Below are 18208 nucleotides of genomic sequence, written 5' to 3'. Positions count from 1 at the left end.
ATGTGTCGCGAATAAGCGGTCAGGCAATTGTGATCACGTTCACATTTTTATCCTGAGAGGACTTTAAAATCCCGGCTCAGCCCCCATATGGGTGCAAGCTCAAAGGGAAAGTGAGGCGAGTCAGTCGCACAAACGTTAGTCACAGGATTGATTTGTCGCAATGATTGACACGATTCCGCTTGACGCTGCGTAAGGTTTTTGTAATTTTACAGGCAACCTTTTATTCACTAACAAATAGCTGGTGGAATATATGACTATCAAAGTAGGTATCAACGGTTTTGGCCGTATCGGCCGTATTGTTTTCCGTGCTGCTCAGAAACGTTCTGACATCGAAATCGTTGGTATCAACGATCTCCTGGACGCTGAATACATGGCGTACATGCTGAAGTACGACTCAACTCACGGTCGTTTCGACGGCACCGTTGAAGTGAAAGACGGCCACCTGGTTGTTAATGGCAAAACCATCCGCGTTACTGCTGAAAAAGACCCAGCTAACCTGAAATGGAACGAAATCGGTGTTGACGTTGTTGCTGAAGCAACCGGTATCTTCCTGACCGACGAAACTGCGCGTAAACACATCACTGCGGGTGCGAAGAAAGTTGTTCTGACTGGTCCTTCCAAAGACAACACCCCAATGTTCGTTCGTGGTGCAAACTTCGAAACTTACGCTGGCCAGGATATCGTGTCTAACGCATCCTGCACCACCAACTGCCTGGCACCACTGGCTAAAGTTATCAACGACAACTTCGGCATCATCGAAGGTCTGATGACTACCGTTCACGCGACTACCGCTACTCAGAAAACCGTTGATGGCCCGTCTCACAAAGACTGGCGCGGCGGCCGTGGCGCGGCTCAGAACATCATCCCATCCTCTACCGGTGCTGCTAAAGCTGTAGGTAAAGTACTGCCAGAACTGAATGGCAAACTGACTGGTATGGCGTTCCGCGTTCCAACTCCTAACGTATCCGTTGTTGACCTGACCGTTCGTCTGGAAAAAGCTGCTTCTTATGAAGAAATTAAGAAAGCAATCAAAGCTGCTTCCGAAGGCGCAATGAAAGGCGTTCTGGGCTACACCGAAGACGACGTTGTATCTACCGATTTCAACGGCGAAATCTGCACTTCAGTATTCGATGCTAAAGCAGGTATCGCACTGAACGACAACTTCGTGAAACTGGTTTCCTGGTACGACAACGAAACTGGCTACTCTAACAAAGTACTGGACCTGATCGCTCACATCTCCAAATAAGTTGAGATGAGTGTTTGATCCAAAAAGGCGACTTCGGTCGCCTTTTTTTATTTATAAGACAGAGGATTGCTTAATGACTAATAAAATTTTTGCACTTCCGGTAGTCGAACAACTTACCCCTGTGCTCTCCCGCCGTCAGATTGACGGTGCTGATGTCATCGTCGTTGACCACCCACGCGTAAAAGCCTCCGTAGCGCTCAACGGCGCCCACCTGCTCTCCTGGAAACCGGAAGGCGAAGCAGAAGGCTTATGGCTGAGCGATGCGACCTCCTTCAAAAAAGGGGCCGCAATCCGCGGTGGCGTACCGATCTGCTGGCCGTGGTTCGGCCCGTCCGCACAGCCGGGTTTGCCGTCTCACGGTTTTGCCCGCAGCCAGCAGTGGACGCTGAAAGCGCATAACGAAGATGACAACGGCGCAGTGCTGACCTTTGAGCTGCAGGCTAATGATGAAACCCGCACCCTCTGGCCGCACGATTTCACCCTGTATGCCCGCTTCAAGCTGGGTAAAACCTGTGAAATCGAACTGGAAGCTCACGGCGAGTTCGAAACCACCTCTGCCCTGCACACCTATTTCAACGTGGGTGATATCAGCGCCGTGAAGGTGAGCGGCCTCGGCGATACCTATATCGACAAAGTGGATAACGCGAAAGAAGGCAAACTGAGCGACGGCGTTCAGGCATTCCCTGACCGTACCGACCGCGTTTACCTGCACCCGGAAGCGTGCAGCGTGATCCACGACGGCGCCCTGAACCGCGGCATTGAAGTGGTCCATCATCATCACAGCGACGTGGTGGGCTGGAACCCGGGCCCTGCGCTGTCCGTCAGCATGGCCGACATGACGGATGATGGCTACAAAACGTTTGTCTGCGTGGAAACCGCTTGCGTGAGCAACCCGCAAAAAGCGAGTGAGGAAAAACCGTCTCGTTTAGGGCAGACGATTCGCATTGTTAAGCGATAAATTCACTGCACCACGCTAAAGCAAACGGGGCGCAAGCGCCCCGTTTTGATGCATAGATTGCACTAAATTAATGCACAATCAGAACTTGTAGCTCACACCCACAGAGAAGATGCCTGCCCAGGACTTATCGACCATCGGGCTATCCTTCACTTCGTCGCTCAGACGCTCATAGCGGCCGGTACCGTACACGCTCCAGTCGCCAAGGAAGTTGTAGCTCGCGGTCAGCTCCAGGTAAGGATCCCAGCCGTCATCTGCACTGTAGCTTTTCAGACCACTACGGCGGGACTCGCTTTTAGAGACGCCGTAGTAGTAGTCGTTGTAGTTCTCGCTGTTGTACTGCACACCGATACCCGGCGTCAGCGTGAGCCCACCGTTGGTATAGCGGTACAACCACGCCAGATCCCAGATAAAGCCGTTGCTGTTATCCAGCGTGTCACCCGCCAGTGCCGTACGCAGGAAGCCATACTCGGTGTTATGTACATAAGAAAGCCCGGCCATCATAGTGCTTTTACGCTTGTCGAGCTGGCGAAGCGCATGGCTGTCGCTGTCACCCGGCTTGAAGTGCGTTGGGTCGTAGTAGGCCATGATGGAGAGCTTATCGGCCTTATCGTTCCAGAGATAGTAGCCGCCGCCGAGCCCGCGGAACCAGACGTTGTCGCCTTCATAGGTGATAACGGGAACAGGATAAACATCACGGTCATACTGTTTATACGGGCTGTTAATGACGCCAACACCCGCGCCAACCGTCCACTGACTTTCCGCCTGCGCGGTGTTCACTGCGGTCGCGGCAAGGATGCCTAATGCCAGAAGTTTGAGTTTGGTCACAATCCATTCTTTCCTGTAGTCAAATAATCAGCGGATGAAGTGTAACCGCCATTCCCGTACATCCCAAAATTTTTTGCCTGCTAATCAGTCTGATTAACCCGTTATTTTTAACTTTTCAGATGACAACACGCTTTCATTTATATGACCACTGAATGAAAAACGTGCATTTGTCTTATAACGACAGTGGAAATTTTTGGATGAGTTATTGATATGTCATTGAAAGTAGATTTTCTGGGCATGCAAGTTTTGCAAATGCCATCTACGCTTTAATTTAAGAAGAGTTTTCCTGAACACCCTGCGGTTCTTAGCGTCTGACCTGGCACACAGGTTGCTGCTCTGGCAGTGAGGTGCGAGAGATTCTCTTCCGGGAGCCTCCACTACTCATACGAACGGCTCTTATCCTGTGCTAAAAAACGAAAGGACGGCATGCCATGAATATATTCGATCACTATCGCCAGCGCTATGAAGCTGCCAAGGACGAAGAGTTCACACTGCAGGAGTTTCTTACCATCTGTCGGCAAGATCGCAGTGCCTATGCCAATGCGGCAGAACGGCTATTGATGGCCATTGGTGAGCCAAACATGGTTGACACTGCCCTGGAGCCTCGGCTTTCCCGTCTCTTTTCGAATCGGGTGGTCGCCCGATATCCGGCGTTTGAAGAGTTCTATGGTATGGAAGATGCCATCGAACAGATTGTCTCCTATCTGAAGCATGCCGCTCAGGGTCTGGAAGAGAAGAAACAGATCCTCTATTTACTCGGCCCGGTGGGGGGCGGTAAATCCTCGCTGGCTGAACGCCTGAAGTCGCTGATGCAGCGCGTTCCTATTTATGTGCTGAGCGCCAACGGTGAACGCAGCCCGGTGAACGACCATCCGCTGTGCCTGTTCAATCCGCAGGAAGACGCGCAGATTCTGGATAAAGAGTATGGCATCCCGCGTCGCTACCTCGGCACCATCATGTCGCCGTGGGCGGCAAAACGCCTGCACGAGTTTGGTGGCGACATCACCAAATTCCGCGTGGTGAAGGTCTGGCCGTCTATCCTTGAGCAAATCGCCATCGCCAAAACAGAACCGGGTGATGAGAACAACCAGGATATCTCGGCGCTGGTGGGTAAAGTCGATATCCGTAAGCTGGAAAACTTCGCGCAAAACGATCCGGATGCCTACGGTTACTCAGGCGCGCTGTGCCGTGCGAACCAGGGGATTATGGAATTCGTCGAGATGTTTAAAGCACCGATTAAAGTGCTGCATCCTCTGCTGACGGCTACCCAGGAAGGCAACTACAACGGGACGGAAGGTATCTCCGCCCTGCCGTTTAACGGGATTATTCTCGCCCACTCGAACGAATCTGAATGGGTGACCTTCCGTAATAACAAAAACAATGAGGCCTTCCTTGACCGCGTGTACATCGTCAAGGTGCCTTATTGCCTGCGGATCTCCGAAGAGATCAAAATTTACGAGAAACTGCTTAACCACAGCGAGCTGGTGCACGCTCCTTGCGCACCGGGAACGCTGGAAACACTGTCGCGCTTCTCCATCCTTTCGCGTCTGAAAGAGCCGGAAAACTCCAGCATCTATTCGAAAATGCGCGTCTATGACGGTGAAAGCCTGAAAGATACCGACCCGAAAGCGAAGTCGTATCAGGAATACCGCGACTATGCCGGGGTTGATGAGGGGATGAACGGTCTGTCCACGCGCTTCGCGTTTAAGATCCTCTCCCGCGTCTTTAACTTCGACCATGCGGAAGTGGCGGCCAACCCGGTTCATCTGTTCTACGTGCTGGAGCAGCAAATCGAACGCGAGCAGTTCCCGCAGGAGCAGGCTGAACGCTACCTTGAGTTCCTCAAAGGTTACCTGATCCCGAAATACGCCGAGTTCATTGGCAAAGAGATCCAGACGGCCTACCTGGAATCCTATTCAGAATACGGGCAGAACATTTTCGACCGTTATGTCACCTATGCTGACTTCTGGATCCAGGATCAGGAGTACCGGGACCCGGATACCGGCCAGCTGTTTGACCGTGAATCCCTGAACGCGGAGCTGGAAAAAATCGAGAAGCCTGCCGGGATCAGCAACCCGAAAGACTTCCGTAACGAGATTGTGAACTTCGTCCTGCGCGCCAGAGCGCATAACAACGGGCGCAATCCGAACTGGACCAGCTACGAGAAACTGCGCACGGTCATTGAGAAGAAAATGTTCTCCAATACCGAAGAGCTGCTGCCGGTGATCTCGTTTAACGCCAAAACCTCAACCGATGAGCAGAAAAAGCACGATGACTTTGTCGACCGTATGATGGAAAAAGGCTACACCCGCAAGCAGGTCCGCCTGCTCTGCGAATGGTATCTGCGCGTGCGTAAATCGTCTTAAAAACAAGTGCCCGGTAGCGGTTAGCGCTGACCGGGCCTACAAAATGCAAGTTGGCAAATGCAGTACGGGGGGTATATGACCTGGTTTATTGACCGGCGTCTTAACGGCAAAAACAAGAGCACGGTGAACCGCCAGCGCTTCTTGCGTCGTTATAAAGCGCAAATTAAACAGTCTATCTCCGAGGCCATCAACAAACGCTCGGTGACCGACGTCGACAGCGGCGAGTCTGTCTCCATCCCCACCGATGACATCAGCGAACCGATGTTTCATCAGGGGCGAGGCGGCCTGCGCCATCGCGTACATCCAGGTAATGACCACTTCGTTCAGAACGACAGAATTGAGCGTCCTCAGGGCGGCGGCGGTGGTTCAGGAAGCGGTCAGGGACAGGCCAGCCAGGACGGTGAAGGTCAGGACGAATTTGTCTTCCAGATTTCGAAAGACGAATATCTCGACCTGCTGTTTGAAGACCTGGCGCTGCCGAATCTGAAAAAGAATCAGCATCGTCAGCTTAATGAATACAAAACCCATCGCGCGGGCTATACCGCCAACGGCGTGCCCGCCAATATCAGCGTCGTGCGTTCGTTGCAGAATTCGCTGGCGCGACGAACGGCCATGACGGCGGGCAAACGGCGCGAACTGCGCGAGCTGGAGAGCAGCCTGAAGGTCGTGGAAAACACGGAACCGGCGCAACTGCTGGAAGAGGAGCGTCTGCGTAAAGAGATTGCGGAACTAAGAGCGAAGATCGAACGGGTACCGTTTATCGACACCTTCGACCTGCGCTACAAGAATTACGAAAAACGCCCTGAGCCCTCCAGCCAGGCGGTGATGTTCTGTCTGATGGACGTTTCCGGCTCGATGGACCAGGCCACGAAGGATATGGCGAAGCGTTTTTATATTCTGCTCTACCTGTTCCTGAGCAGAACCTATAAGAACGTGGAGGTGGTCTATATTCGTCACCATACTCAGGCGAAAGAAGTAGATGAACATGAGTTTTTCTACTCGCAGGAGACCGGCGGGACCATCGTGTCAAGCGCTCTGAAGCTGATGGATGAAGTGGTCAAAGAGCGTTACGACCCGGCGCAGTGGAACATTTATGCCGCGCAGGCGTCCGATGGCGACAACTGGGCCGACGACTCACCGCTGTGTCACGAGATTCTGGCGAAGAAAATTCTGCCGGTGGTGCGTTACTACAGCTATATCGAAATTACCCGTCGCGCGCACCAGACCCTGTGGCGGGAGTATGAACATCTGCAAGCAATGTTCGATAATTTTGCCATGCAGCATATCCGTGACCAGGATGATATTTATCCGGTGTTCAGGGAGCTGTTCCACAAGCAAAGCACATCAACAGCAAATTAAATCATTAAAATCAGCCAGTTAACTATGTTTTCCTGGCTGATTTTCTTTAATGCTCGTTAGAAATTTTAATGCTATTTTTCATTAACTTATGTTTCGTTTTGGGGAATGACTTTTTAAGTTGCAATTGATATGAACACGACATATGCTCATTCGTGAGTGGACTTAGCCAGTGTTACCATAACGCTCAATTTTGCGGTGCTTTTCATCCTTGCCCTTTCACTGACATCACTACTTAGATACGTAGGTATTAAAGCCAGCGATTACAGTAATAAGGAGCCGCTTATGATGAATTTCCCCAGAAAGTCTTTACGATTTGCTTCATGTGTAATAGAAACCGTATGGGCGGGGATTATAAGTGCTATTGTTGGGTTATACGCTGGCGGTACTGCCGCTAAGTCTATTTAAATCAAGCGTCGCTGTAATGGGGTGTCGGGGGTCGGAGGTTCAAATCCTCTTGTGCCGACCAAAATTACATTTAAAACCAGCCTATTACGGCTGGTTTTTGTTTAAGCAAAATCATGATGGCGAAACGATGGTGAAATGATGGTTGAACCCTACTTTAAATTGCCGGGCAATCATCGTTACCCACCCTGTTAAGACTATGTGTTAGCACGCCAAAAACCTCTACGTCATCCAGCGCATCACCTTCTATCGCTTCACCATCTTCAGTTATCAATGCCGCCCCGTATAGCTTTGCAAACTCGTTCCTGTTATCCATTCTTACCAGTAGCGTATCTCCCTGCTCTGGCCTCATGGAAACGTTAATGACAGCCCAGCCGCATGATGTTTCTATTACCCTGCAGTTTCCATCAATTCCGCATAAAAGATCTATGGTTAACCGCTGTTCCTGGTAATCCATAGCAGGTGAAGGAAAGCCCATCAGAACACCCTCCCCATGTTACGCAGAATCCAGTATCGGTTCTCGCTGCCGTTTGTTGTCTTATCGGCGAAGTCGGGCTGGTACCGCTCAATCCATGAATTTGCATCTACCTGGCTGAAATGCCAGTGCCTCTCCTGTAGTTCAGCGATGAATTTGTCTGTATGCAGGCAGAGATAGCCCTTCTGGTTTTGCTGTATGGCTGCAATAAAAGCAGCACGAATATCCGGTTGACGAGGCATTAACGTACCCTCACTCGCTTATTTACTGTATATATATACAGTAGTATTTTTAGATTCACAGATCAAGTCAGCATGAGGATGGAGAGTGATGTTCGTTGAACTGGTTTATGACAAGCGTAATGTTGAGGGTCTCGAAGGGGCCAGAGAGATCATTCTGGCCGAGCTGACGAAGCGCGTGCACCAGATTTTCCCTGATGCCGAAGTGAAGGTGAAGTCGATGCAGGCAAACGGCCTAAATAGCGATGCAAGCAAAAGCGATCGGAAAAAACTGAACCGCATGCTGGAGGAAATGTTTGAAGAGTCAGATATGTGGTTGGTTTCAGAGTTCCCGACTGTTCGCCAGGTTGGCCTTTAAATCTTGTTCGAATAATATTCCCGGCGTTTGCTCGGGCATGAACACTGAGCAATCTACCGCCGCTCATTCTTACACAAAATGGACGGCGGTTTTTCTTAAGATCCCTGTTCCTGCTTTAAAGCCACTTCCGTTTGTTTCTGATTCCAGATGCTACTCGCTGGCATTTCTACACGAACGCTGACGAACTGATCATCCGGGATATCAACTGGCTCGCCATCTGCTAATCCAGCACGCTCATTCCTGGCAAATGCTGGCGCTGAAGGATGTTCGCGGTGATAGGTTTTTACCAGCACAGAACCGTCTGCGTTAACCTCATAGTCCAGCCATATAAGCGGTTGCTTATTCCTGTCAGTAGGAATCTCAAACCCTCCGTCAATACCGCCCCATGCAGCGTCAGAATTGAGCGCCTGACATCCCTCAATGTAGTATTGCCCCACATCCAGACGTGTGACTCTTACCCCTTCTGATTCATCGTTAGTTTCATATCGCCCATCACCATAAACGTTGACTACTGGAGATGCTGATTTAATGAAACCGTTCGAATCGACAGTTGTATTCGATGTGTCCCTTACAAATGCGATTGGGTACCAGGTATTGTTGTTTGGGTTATACGTTGCGTAGGCAAGTGCATTTTTACCCGGGAACATTTGTGAGTTATAGCACCCGTAGAGCTGCATCCTTGCAGCATTATCGAAAGATGTGATGTCCAGAAAAGCGCCGATAGGACCATAGCCCTGCTGTCCTGTTATAAATGCTGATGTGTTTTTAAATGATATTGACGTAGGGTCCATTCCTGAGCCAAATCTATATGGCAGGGATCTAATGGTTTGCAGATTTGTTGCTGCATCAAAAGATGTTGTTGCCCCTGTGCCACCCTGCGCTACAGATAACGCAGTAGTGAGTCCGCGGAGCGAAGTGATATCGTTGTTTGCACCTTTTGCCGCCTTGCCTGAGAGCGATGTGGTAATGCTATCTATCGATTCGTTAATGCTATTTAGCGATGATGTAATGCTATTCCAAGCTGGGCCCGTCCATGTCGTTCCATCCGGCAGAGTTACCGTTACATTTCCGGTTCCAGAAAAAATGCTTTGCCAGTTCTGTTTGTCGTAATTCAGTCCTCGCAGCGCTTCAGCACTTTGCGCCACCAGTGCAGCAGTGACCATGTTCAGCGCCACGCGGGGGACGGCTGACCAGGCCGCTCCGGATTGTGTCGGCCCGGTAAAGTTACTGACCAGCGTCAGTTGGGTATTACTCTCGACTGATTTCACTGGCAGCGTATAAGGCACTCCACCCACAGTTGAGACAATGAAGTCCCCCGCAGAAAGCTCAGTTGTGAAAACAGTTCCGGAACCGCCAACAATAGCGGACCCGTTTGTCAGGGTTATGGTTCCTGCTGACATAGTGGACTCCTGAATTCTGATAATAAAAAACCCGCCGGAGCGGGTTGTCAGTAAATTGCATCTATGATGGGAATGGATAGGCTTGTCAGCCTTCGCCCTACGACACTGTACTGCGATGTCCATGAAGCGGCATTTCTTCCCCTTCCGGCACGCACCAGATTGCCGCTGCGGATCAGTCCAGCCCATTTCAGGTAGTCCCAGCCAGTGTAAACTTCACTGTTATAGCCATAACGGCCGAGCAGTATCATGCGATCGCCGATGTCGGTATTCCCCCATGATGGCGCGTAGGTCTGGTTCCGGTAGACAAACGGCCGGCGCGTGGTGGAGAACACGCAGACACCACCCTTAATGATATTCAGGCCTCTCCCCGGAGTCGGGCTTACGCCACTGGCAAAAATAGCGATCTGCATGGTAACGGTCGCATCCTGATCGAGGCCTGCATGGTCGATTGTCGCAATAATATTCGAACCGTCGAATTCGATGGTGACGTTATCAGCACTCCATTTTGCAAACACCATATAGCGGTCGCGTGAGATATTTGTCGTCGGTGTAGCCCAGCTCCCGGTGAAAGTGACAGTGCCGCGCCAGACGCAGTAGCCAGACATCGTGGCATCGGTGATTGAGAGAAAATCCGTGCTGTCCTGAATCAGAAGCCCTCTTCCGGATGAGGCAGGGAGTATTTGCCAGATAGATGCGTCAAAGGTTTTTGCGCGCCCCCAGTTATCACTCCACCAGGTATTCATGGTGATGGTGTTACCTGATAAGGTAAATCCATCCAGCATGCCGATCGTGGGAATGAGGTTTGTACCCCTGTTAAGTTTGTAAACGGTATTACGCGGGATAACGACGATCTGGCTGCCATCAACCCGCTGATTTATCGTGTACTGGTTAACATCCCATGCTTCGCTGACGTTCTGGCAAAACGAAGGGCAGCGGAGCCCGGCAGTTATTTCCATTGCCGGGCCGCCATCGGCGTAGGTAATACGCAATCCTTTTGGCATAGTTACCACTCTCCAAGAACAATCAGGTTACCGCCGCCGAGATCAATTTTTACGCCCTTTCCGTCAATGGTGACGCCATTACCGTTCCCGGTGAACGCGAAATTACCGCTGGCGGCATACAGCGCGCCGTGTAGCTCGCAGTTACCTGATTTATCAATGTTCCAGCCTGCGCCGCCGGCACCAGCGACATAGTTTGTTGATCGGATGTAATTCCCAATCTTCGCGTTAGTAATGCTGCCATCCTGGATAAAGGCATCACGGATGAACACCTGACCGTTATAGACAAAAAATGCAGCCTGGTAATTTCCCGGATCGCTTCCCGAGTAGATACCAAACTGATCGGCAGCAAAGACCACTGTAGATTTATAGGTACCGCCGGATGGCTCAATCGACATACCAAAACCAGTGTTGTATTTAACGCCATTACGAACTATCCCAAGGTTCAGCGTATACGATGCCTTTGCGGTTCCATCACTGTTCACCTCTGCCGTCATTTTCTGGTTAACCGCTGCGGTTAAATCCCCGACCTGCGCCTGAACGTACTCTGACAAGTCAGCAAGAGCGTGATCTACTTCAGCCACTGTCGTTTTAACAACCAGAACATCAGCGCGCACTTCGCCTAATTGCTGGTACTGATGTTCAACCGTACCGTGATTAGCCAGGGCATTCTGCATGGCAGCTTCAAGATTGGTGTCCACACCTTCCGAGATATTTTTAAAAGCATCAGAATCCCGAACAGAATCATCAATGATGTCGATGAGTTCACCGGTATCGGTCTGGCAAAGCGCAGCCACCTCGACGAAAGCAGACGCACCGAACGCGTTGATGGTTCTGATATACCAGTAATAGGTATGCCCGTTTTTCAGGTTATGGCTGGTCCATGTCGTGCCCATTCCCGCGCGCGTGGCTCCGGCCTCCACGGTCGCCGTATCTGTGTTGGCAAGCGGCTGCTCCCCCGACGTCCAGAAATCGAACTGGGTGGAGACGTTCGTCACCGCTGCGAGGCGGGGAATGAGCATCACGGCAAAAAATGCCTGCTCAACCGTAACACCCGACGGCGGAGGTGGTGCCTCAATGCTGAATTCAAGATATGCCTCAGGAGACGCCGCGCCCATCTGATTAACGGCGGTGACGTGGGCTGTGTATGTATCCTGCAGCAGACCGGTTAATCGCGTGAACGAGCCGGGAACCTGGGCTGTGAGCACCGGCTGGCCATTCCTGCGAATGACAACCTGGTTATAGACAAACTGCCCGATGTTCTGCCAGGAGAGAACCCCCTGCACCACCTGACCAATTTCCTCTACGGTGTACTTCAGATTCTGAGGCTGAGCTACCCCACCAGGGGGAAGCTGGGTAAACGGTGGGCGATCGATGGGTTTACCGATGGCGTCCCCCCACACGTCAGCAGTTTCCTGCTTCAGTGTGATCTGCACGCCGTTCTGCACGCCAAATTTCCAGTCTGTCACGCGCATCTCAACGTTAACGATCCCAAGAGAGGGAAAATTAACTTTTACGTACATACCGGGGCGGTACCGGTACCCACTGAGGTTCAGCGTGAGATTCATTGTGCGGGAAATACGGGTCCGCTTGAGCTTGATGTCTGCCAGGCGCTGGGCCTGAAATTCAGACGTAACGAAACGCAGCTTGAGATCCTGCGATATCTCCACGCCATCTTCGGTTACCCACTCGCTCACAGATACTGAGGGGAAATCTGCTTCAGAATATGTCTGTTTAGGATCGACAAACGTACCGCTGATGGTGTTAACGCGCTCTGACTGCGACACCTCAGGCATGATCTCTATATCACCGGCCAGCTGACTCTCGGTAATAACTTCGGTTGCGGGGCCATAATACGCGCCAACGAGGATGCCATGTTTACCGGCGATGTAGGTTGGCTCTGCTGCGCCAGCTGTCAGCATCGCCTCAAGAATGCTCGCTTTATTTTCGCTGAGGTCAAATTCCCCGTTCAGCGTGTAACGCTTTTCCGCCGTGCCGTCGCCGTTAGTCACCAGCTCGTCGCAGATGTTGGCTGCCTCCTGAAACTGATCCCAGTTAATATCAGCATCAGCGACTTTCAGGTAACTCCGGTAATAGTCCAGCACACACAGCGCCAGATTGTTGCTGTACTCCGTGCGCCCGGTGCGCGGGTCGTATACTTTCCGGCCCGTCTTCTCAACCTTCACGTTCGGGATGCCGGACGGGAATTTCTCAGCATTGTATTTCAGAGACAGACGCAGCCAGGAAATCCCCTTGCCGATCATGTCATCTTTCCACGACGGGCAATTTGCCAGCATGAAAGGATCTGCTGTCTGGCGGTCGATATGCACTTCATACGTAGCGCTCTCACCATAGGAGCCGATATCGTCATCGCCCAGGTAAATGGTGCCCGTGCCTGATATTGGGTGTCCCGCCAGAGTAATGGCAAGGTGAACCCATTCACCATCAGTCTGCTCGCCAGACTGTTCTTCAGCGAAAAACAGAGTGCCTGCAGATACGGTCCTGCCATAAACAACCGTTTTAGGGCTGGCAGCCGCGCGCAGCACCTGCTTACGTTCTGCAGTGTCCCGGTAAGACCCCAGTGATGGCTTCTTCGTCATCATCTGTGTGGCGACCTGAGCGGCAATGGTGATTGCCATTGCGATAGCGTAGGCTCCATTGGCTGCCGCAGCGCCAGCGGCTACCGTCGCGATGATAGGGATTGCAGCAGGCATCAGCGAACCCTCCACGTACTCAGGGGCTTAATCCGAAGGCAAACCAGCCCCGTTTCTCCAGGCACCCACACTGCACCACCGTAAATTACCCCGGCGCATCGGGTACCCGCGTTTTCCACTACCGCGATATCTCCACGCTGAGCCATCTTCACTGGAACTTCATCGAGGTATTTAGCCAGCACCTTTTCAAGTGAGCCGCCGCCGCGCAGCAGCGCCTTTTTTGCGCCCGTTTCGCTGTCGTAGGTCCCGCGCCAGCCGTCGGCGAAATTATCCCCGGTCATCGCTTCCGCACAGTCTGCCGCAAACAGGCAGCAGTCATGTTCGCCCCATAAAAAAGGCCGCTTTTCAGCGGCCCTTATCACGGCGATTAATCTGTTATGCCAGTCTGGATGCTTCATGCTTCCTCACGAATAGGTAAACCCTGGCGCATCTTTTTTGCTGCCCCAGTAAATTGAACGTTCTGCCATCTGCGCGACGTAACGAAATATGCGGTCGCCTGGCTGGGTGGCCTGGTGTGACTCGTCGGTGTAGCGGTCCGGGAACGGTCGCTGCCAGTCCTCAAAAATATTACTGACGGTGTACTGCAGGGCATTCGTTTCACCCGCCGTTGCCCCGGTGCCGGAAACCTTCCCCTTAAAAATCAGGTCTGCAACCTGAACGACGCCGTTATCATCCATCGCCACCAGATACAGCTCCGCTGGCCTTCCCACACAGCGCTCATTTAGCGTTTTAGCAAACAGCGACATATCCAGCCCTGATAGCGTCATCCTGAGCTGCGTCGGGCTTGTTGTGTTGGTTTCACCTACATCGTCGATGGCGCCCATTGTTCCCATGCCGTAATAGACATAACCGCCCAGCACCAGCGTGCCAGTACCGGAATGCACGTAGGCAGTACCGGACTCAAACTGGACATTGGCCGCCAGCACGGCGGTAACCCTGTCGCGGGAAAGCCAGTCCACCATCGAATCAGAAAACGGGGAATACAGCATCAGAAAGCCTCCTCAAACTCCAGCGTATAGCTGGTAAAAACGCCCGGCACGCGATTACCCGCCCCCTGCTGGTTATCCTTCAGCTTGAAAATGCCGTATGGCTTAGCGACTTCGATTTTTCCGTTAGCCGGGGGAGAGGCGCGCAGCATAGGCGCAAAAGGAATAACGGCTGTTCCTGCAGCTGTGCTGGTCACATCAGCGGTGACCATCTTCAGCTCGTCATTAACGGTAAAATAATCACCGGTGCGTAGTACCAGTGTGCCGGGTGTCCAGCCCTTACTGCCGAGCTGCGTACCGGTCTGGTTTGCGTCAGAAACCACCGGATTTCCGGCTGGCATTCTGCCCCCCCGCCCCCAGTCTCTGATCTTCACCCTGCCATATTCACCATCCAGATCGGCCACCAGCGCATCGATGCGCCGGGATTTATCGTCTGTAAGGTTGCTAAACGTCAGGGAGCAGATCCAGCGGGTGCCGGGGAAGCGGACGGTCTGTGATGCACCATTAAACGGGGAACGAAATGTTTTTGTGTTACTTTCCGGCCGCCACGTCAGCGACGCCGGACATACATCTTCAGGCCATTCAAGCGCAGCCATAGTCACTCCTTAGTTAAACGCCAAGCATCCTCCTGGCCTGACCGTTGGTCTGAAAATCACTCAGCATGTCCTGACGCGCTTTTTTAGCACCATCTGCAGCTCCCTGACGCGCAGCCTCCTGCATGGCACGATTAAGCGCGGCGTCACCGTTACCAGAAACATTGATATGCTGGATGATATGGATTTCACCACCTCCACCACCAGCAGCTGTAGTGCCGACCATCCTGACGCCAAGAGTGCCATTCGGTGTCCTGGTTAGTGGCATCACAGCCTCGGGGCCAGCTTCACCCATCAATCCATCACCTTTGGCAAATTTGAACATCGTCGGGCTGGAAATGATCGAATTACTGAAATGGCTAAGATTTGGGGAATCAAAGACGCCGCCTTTGGCAAACTTCAGTCCGCTGGCCGCGCCGGAATATGCGCCTGATGGAGTACTTCCTGCAGAGGTTGCATCCCCCCCACCAAAAAGACCTCCAAGAGAGCCGAACAGTCCCCCGCCTCCTGCAGACTTCAACGAATTGACCAACATTGCGTTGAGGATAATTTTTTGCATAGAAGCCAGTACCGATTTCGACCAATCCTCCCAGTCAACTTTATTGCCTGATAAAGCATCGGAAATATTTCCGATAAGACCTGTCATTGAGTTGTTCACAAGGTCTGCTGTCTGAGAGGAATAATCAGAAGCGGTATCAAACCAGTTTTTAAATCCCTTCTCGGCGCCAGCAGTCCAGTCAGCCTCAGAAGCAGCGATTGCTTTATATTTTTTGTCCAGCGCATCGAGAGCCGCCGCACGCTGTGCGATTGCTTCGGTACCGCCGTCAGTTTTGGCGAAAACACGGTCAATCTGCTGCGTTTCATCGAACCGGCTGCGCTGGCGATCGCTCATTCCTCTGGTTTCACTTGTCAGCGTTGCCTCGTCCCTGAACTTCCTGGTCGCTTCAGTTAAATCCTTCAGGGCATCAGCCTGTTCGCGCTGCTTGCGCACGTTCTCATCAGCCTTTTGGGTCCACTTTGCAAGTTCTGTAGACGATGCCTGAATAGCCCTGCGCTGCTCATCCGTCCATTTAGTGCCTGCCTGATGGGAAGCTGCATAAAGATCTGAGGCCTTTTCTCCCTCCGTTGCCCGCACGCGCTGCACATCAATAGCCACGCTCAGATCGGCCATCTTACGGGAATACTGCTCGGCGGTGCTGGCCGCTTCGCGCTCGGCTTTACTCTGCGCATTCGAAGCAGCCGTGGAGGTCTTTTTGGCCTCTGCTGCTGCCGCATCCTTTTTGGCTGCCTGATCCTTGTTGTAGATGTACTGGGTGTAAAGAGCCCCCGTCAGCTTCAGATCTTCTGCTTCATAGACGTGCTGCTGATGGAGTTTTTCTAAGCCGCTGAGGCTGGCCAGCTCGTTATCGCGACGTGATCGCTCAAGCGCGGTTTGCTGCTGAGGTGTTGCGTTCGCCAGAGAGACAACTGGCCCGGCATACTGTGGTGGCTTGGCGCCAGCAGTCGCTGACATCGAGCGGTTTAACAGGTCATACGCACCTTTCAGGATTGAAACGGCACCAGCCTGCTCAATAGCCTTTTGCGTTGCCTTATCGCTGGCATCGTTAACCAGCTTCTGCGTTTGCTCAACCTTTGACGCTGCCTGTTCCCGCTGGTACTCCAGCTGGTTCAGCTTGTCGGTAAGTTCAACGTTTTTAGCCGTGATATCGGCCTGATCCATGAAGGTATTGATTTGAGTCAGCGTCGGGTGGCGGTTGTAGTCCTGCTGGATTTGGTCAACTGCCTTCAGGCTGTCTTTCACTTTCGCAATTTGTGAATCGAGAGCTGCCAGGTCCTGCATTTGTGCCTGTAAAGATGTGCGGGCATCCGCAGCAGTAGAACGCAGCCCCAGCACTGACATCTGCTGTAGCTTACCGTTTATTTCATCCAGATTATTGGCAAAGCCAACCGCCTCCTTGTGCACCTGCTGGGTGTGCTGATACAAACCATACATCGCCGCACCGGCGCCAATAATTACCCCCGGCCAACCACCAAGAAGACTCAGTACATTACCACCCAACCTAGACATCACTGAGGCTGTATTGGTGAGATTATTAAGGGCTGAAGTTCTTCCGGCTAATGCTTTATCGAGGGAGGCCTGGGTAGCTGCTAGTTTTCGTTCAGCTACAATCTGCTCTTCAATACTGGTCGCTGCCGCTCGTGCTTTCTGCGCACGGTAAACTGCCTCTCGGCCAATCGCCACGCTAACCTGAGCACCGCGAACCTGTGCCTGAGCCAACTCTATCTCTGCTGCAGTATTGGACAACACCGCCCGGGTGGATTGCGCTATGCTGCCAACCATATTCCCAAAATAACGAGTCAGGCCAACACCAACCAGAATACCGGCTGTATTTGCCACATCATCGATGTTATTCGCCAGGCCATCCAGCACGCCGGAAAGCGTTGATGAAGCGCCGACGGCATCGTTCGCCCCGCCTACCCAAGCGAGGAAGGCGTTTTGCACTTTCTGTGCAGATCCGCTGACGGAAGCCGGGAGAGTATCGAACTCTTTGCGCAGTATCTCAACGTTCGTCAGCAGTGGGACAATTTTGTCAGTCGTCAGTTCGCCGTTGTTGGCCATATTACGCAGGCCACCTACAGTGGTACCCAGCCCATCAGCCAGCAGTTTCGCCAGGCGGCCGCCGTTCTCCATAATGGAGTTAAATTCTTCTCCTCGCAGAACGCCGGAGCCCAGCGCCTGACTTAGCTGTGTGATAACAGAACTCGCCTCCTCCGTACTGGCGCCAGACAGCTTCAGCGAGGTTGCAACGGTTTCCGTCACTTTTGCGACGTCAGCAGAAGCGTAACCAGCATCACGCAGGGACTGTGCAATTCGGCTGTAAAGGTTGCTGTTCGCTTCGAGGGATGTTCCAGTGCGCTGGCTGATCTCCATCAGCACGCGCTGTGATTCCACGTAATCATCGCTGGAAGAAGAAGCCAGGCGAAGACGTCCATTCAGCTGGTTCCATGTGTCGGCAAACGCGATCAGCTGATGCGTGGCAAATGCACCAGCCCACGCACCGGCAAGCCCGGCAGCAGAAGATCGCACGGTTGCAAGCTGAGAATTCAGGTCAGCCAAAGAACGCTGAGTTTCACGCGTGGCCGCTGCAGCTTTTTTCCCGCCTTGTTCCATAGTGCGGTAGTAATCGGTTCCCATGCGGGACGCTCTGGCGATCTCAGACTGGAAAGAAGTTGAGTTCGCCGAAATTTTGATGATTAATTCACGCAGGGTCGCCATACGAAGCCTATA

At 52.4% G+C, this 18208-nt stretch carries 15 protein-coding genes; 5 read left to right on the top strand and 10 right to left on the bottom strand.

Annotated elements, in window-relative coordinates; translation table 11 throughout:
• Nucleotides 1-250: 250 nt before the first annotated feature.
• Nucleotides 251-1246: a glyceraldehyde-3-phosphate dehydrogenase gene (gene gapA / locus NWV12_RS08690; RefSeq protein WP_023311257.1), complete on the top strand. Its 996-nt coding sequence runs from the start codon at nucleotides 251-253 to the stop codon at nucleotides 1244-1246.
• Nucleotides 1247-1319: 73 nt separating this feature from the next.
• Nucleotides 1320-2204, top strand: a complete 885-nt coding sequence (locus tag NWV12_RS08685; protein ID WP_048979427.1) for a D-hexose-6-phosphate mutarotase — start codon at nucleotides 1320-1322, stop codon at nucleotides 2202-2204.
• A gap of 78 nt (nucleotides 2205-2282) precedes the next feature.
• Here the strand turns inward: NWV12_RS08685 and NWV12_RS08680 are convergent, their stop codons facing one another.
• Nucleotides 2283-3029 carry a MipA/OmpV family protein gene (locus NWV12_RS08680; protein WP_048979424.1) on the bottom strand — a complete coding sequence of 249 codons (747 nt, stop codon included), beginning with the start codon at nucleotides 3027-3029 and terminating at the stop codon, nucleotides 2283-2285.
• A gap of 431 nt (nucleotides 3030-3460) precedes the next feature.
• Here NWV12_RS08680 and yeaG point away from each other — a divergent pair, with 431 nt between their 5' ends.
• Both yeaG and NWV12_RS08670 read left to right on the top strand, forming a co-directional pair.
• On the top strand, nucleotides 3461-5395 hold the full coding sequence (gene yeaG, locus NWV12_RS08675) for a protein kinase YeaG (protein WP_008500713.1): 1935 nt from the start codon (nucleotides 3461-3463) through the stop codon (nucleotides 5393-5395).
• 75 nt (nucleotides 5396-5470) lie between these two features.
• Nucleotides 5471-6754, top strand: a complete 1284-nt coding sequence (locus NWV12_RS08670) for a YeaH/YhbH family protein (RefSeq protein ID WP_059445231.1) — start codon at nucleotides 5471-5473, stop codon at nucleotides 6752-6754.
• Between the two features lie 559 nt (nucleotides 6755-7313).
• On the opposite strand, the gene NWV12_RS08665 is transcribed toward NWV12_RS08670, so the two are convergent.
• Both NWV12_RS08665 and NWV12_RS08660 read right to left on the bottom strand, forming a co-directional pair.
• Entirely contained in the window at nucleotides 7314-7634 is a 321-nt protein-coding gene (locus NWV12_RS08665; RefSeq protein WP_063618145.1) for a hypothetical protein, read from the bottom strand.
• A complete protein-coding gene (locus NWV12_RS08660; RefSeq protein WP_101744511.1) occupies nucleotides 7634-7873 on the bottom strand; it encodes a hypothetical protein in 240 nt (79 codons plus the stop codon). Before NWV12_RS08660 ends, NWV12_RS08665 begins: the two co-directional genes overlap by 1 nt.
• 88 nt (nucleotides 7874-7961) lie before the next feature.
• Here NWV12_RS08660 and NWV12_RS08655 point away from each other — a divergent pair, with 88 nt between their 5' ends.
• Entirely contained in the window at nucleotides 7962-8228 is a 267-nt protein-coding gene (locus NWV12_RS08655) for a DinI family protein (protein ID WP_101744510.1), read from the top strand.
• Nucleotides 8229-8323: 95 nt separating this feature from the next.
• On the opposite strand, the gene NWV12_RS08650 is transcribed toward NWV12_RS08655, so the two are convergent.
• The 7 genes from NWV12_RS08650 to NWV12_RS08620 are packed head-to-tail and all read right to left on the bottom strand — an operon-like array spanning nucleotide 8324 to nucleotide 18196.
• Nucleotides 8324-9628, bottom strand: a complete 1305-nt coding sequence (locus NWV12_RS08650; protein ID WP_101744509.1) for a phage tail protein — start codon at nucleotides 9626-9628, stop codon at nucleotides 8324-8326.
• Nucleotides 9629-9675: 47 nt separating this feature from the next.
• Nucleotides 9676-10629, bottom strand: a complete 954-nt coding sequence (locus NWV12_RS08645; protein WP_101744508.1) for a DUF6453 family protein — start codon at nucleotides 10627-10629, stop codon at nucleotides 9676-9678.
• A gap of 2 nt (nucleotides 10630-10631) precedes the next feature.
• Nucleotides 10632-13340, bottom strand: a complete 2709-nt coding sequence (locus tag NWV12_RS08640; RefSeq protein ID WP_101744507.1) for a DUF1983 domain-containing protein — start codon at nucleotides 13338-13340, stop codon at nucleotides 10632-10634.
• The gene (locus NWV12_RS08635) at nucleotides 13340-13738 is read right to left on the bottom strand and encodes a DUF6950 family protein (RefSeq protein WP_045337533.1); all 399 of its coding nucleotides are present in this window, start codon (nucleotides 13736-13738) and stop codon (nucleotides 13340-13342) included. The genes NWV12_RS08640 and NWV12_RS08635 overlap by 1 nt, the downstream gene beginning before the upstream one ends.
• A 6-nt stretch (nucleotides 13739-13744) precedes the next feature.
• On the bottom strand, nucleotides 13745-14329 hold the full coding sequence (locus tag NWV12_RS08630) for a hypothetical protein (RefSeq protein WP_063144001.1): 585 nt from the start codon (nucleotides 14327-14329) through the stop codon (nucleotides 13745-13747).
• A complete protein-coding gene (locus NWV12_RS08625) occupies nucleotides 14329-14922 on the bottom strand; it encodes a hypothetical protein (protein ID WP_101744506.1) in 594 nt (197 codons plus the stop codon). Before NWV12_RS08625 ends, NWV12_RS08630 begins: the two co-directional genes overlap by 1 nt.
• A 13-nt stretch (nucleotides 14923-14935) precedes the next feature.
• A complete protein-coding gene (locus NWV12_RS08620; protein ID WP_101744505.1) occupies nucleotides 14936-18196 on the bottom strand; it encodes a phage tail tape measure protein in 3261 nt (1086 codons plus the stop codon).
• Nucleotides 18197-18208 lie beyond the last annotated feature (12 nt).

Origin of the sequence: Enterobacter sp. Crenshaw, from assembly GCF_024734705.1 — a bacterium.
In the GTDB taxonomy this organism is placed as follows: Bacteria; Pseudomonadota; Gammaproteobacteria; order Enterobacterales; family Enterobacteriaceae; genus Enterobacter; species Enterobacter asburiae_B.
This window is presented reverse-complemented; position numbering and strand designations above follow the sequence as displayed.

Bases quoted from the DNA above. Each gene is read 5' to 3' on its own strand.
- gapA (WP_023311257.1), top strand. From the start codon at position 251: ATGACTATCAAAGTAGGTATCAACGGTTTTGGCCGTATCGGCCGTATT.
- NWV12_RS08685 (WP_048979427.1), top strand. From the start codon at position 1,320: ATGACTAATAAAATTTTTGCACTTCCGGTAGTCGAACAACTTACCCCT.
- yeaG (WP_008500713.1), top strand. From the start codon at position 3,461: ATGAATATATTCGATCACTATCGCCAGCGCTATGAAGCTGCCAAGGAC.
- NWV12_RS08670 (WP_059445231.1), top strand. From the start codon at position 5,471: ATGACCTGGTTTATTGACCGGCGTCTTAACGGCAAAAACAAGAGCACG.
- NWV12_RS08665 (WP_063618145.1), bottom strand. From the start codon at position 7,634: ATGGGCTTTCCTTCACCTGCTATGGATTACCAGGAACAGCGGTTAACC.
- NWV12_RS08660 (WP_101744511.1), bottom strand. From the start codon at position 7,873: ATGCCTCGTCAACCGGATATTCGTGCTGCTTTTATTGCAGCCATACAG.
- NWV12_RS08655 (WP_101744510.1), top strand. From the start codon at position 7,962: ATGTTCGTTGAACTGGTTTATGACAAGCGTAATGTTGAGGGTCTCGAA.
- NWV12_RS08650 (WP_101744509.1), bottom strand. From the start codon at position 9,628: ATGTCAGCAGGAACCATAACCCTGACAAACGGGTCCGCTATTGTTGGC.
- NWV12_RS08645 (WP_101744508.1), bottom strand. From the start codon at position 10,629: ATGCCAAAAGGATTGCGTATTACCTACGCCGATGGCGGCCCGGCAATG.
- NWV12_RS08640 (WP_101744507.1), bottom strand. From the start codon at position 13,340: ATGCCTGCTGCAATCCCTATCATCGCGACGGTAGCCGCTGGCGCTGCG.
- NWV12_RS08635 (WP_045337533.1), bottom strand. From the start codon at position 13,738: ATGAAGCATCCAGACTGGCATAACAGATTAATCGCCGTGATAAGGGCC.
- NWV12_RS08630 (WP_063144001.1), bottom strand. From the start codon at position 14,329: ATGCTGTATTCCCCGTTTTCTGATTCGATGGTGGACTGGCTTTCCCGC.
- NWV12_RS08625 (WP_101744506.1), bottom strand. From the start codon at position 14,922: ATGGCTGCGCTTGAATGGCCTGAAGATGTATGTCCGGCGTCGCTGACG.
- NWV12_RS08620 (WP_101744505.1), bottom strand. From the start codon at position 18,196: ATGGCGACCCTGCGTGAATTAATCATCAAAATTTCGGCGAACTCAACT.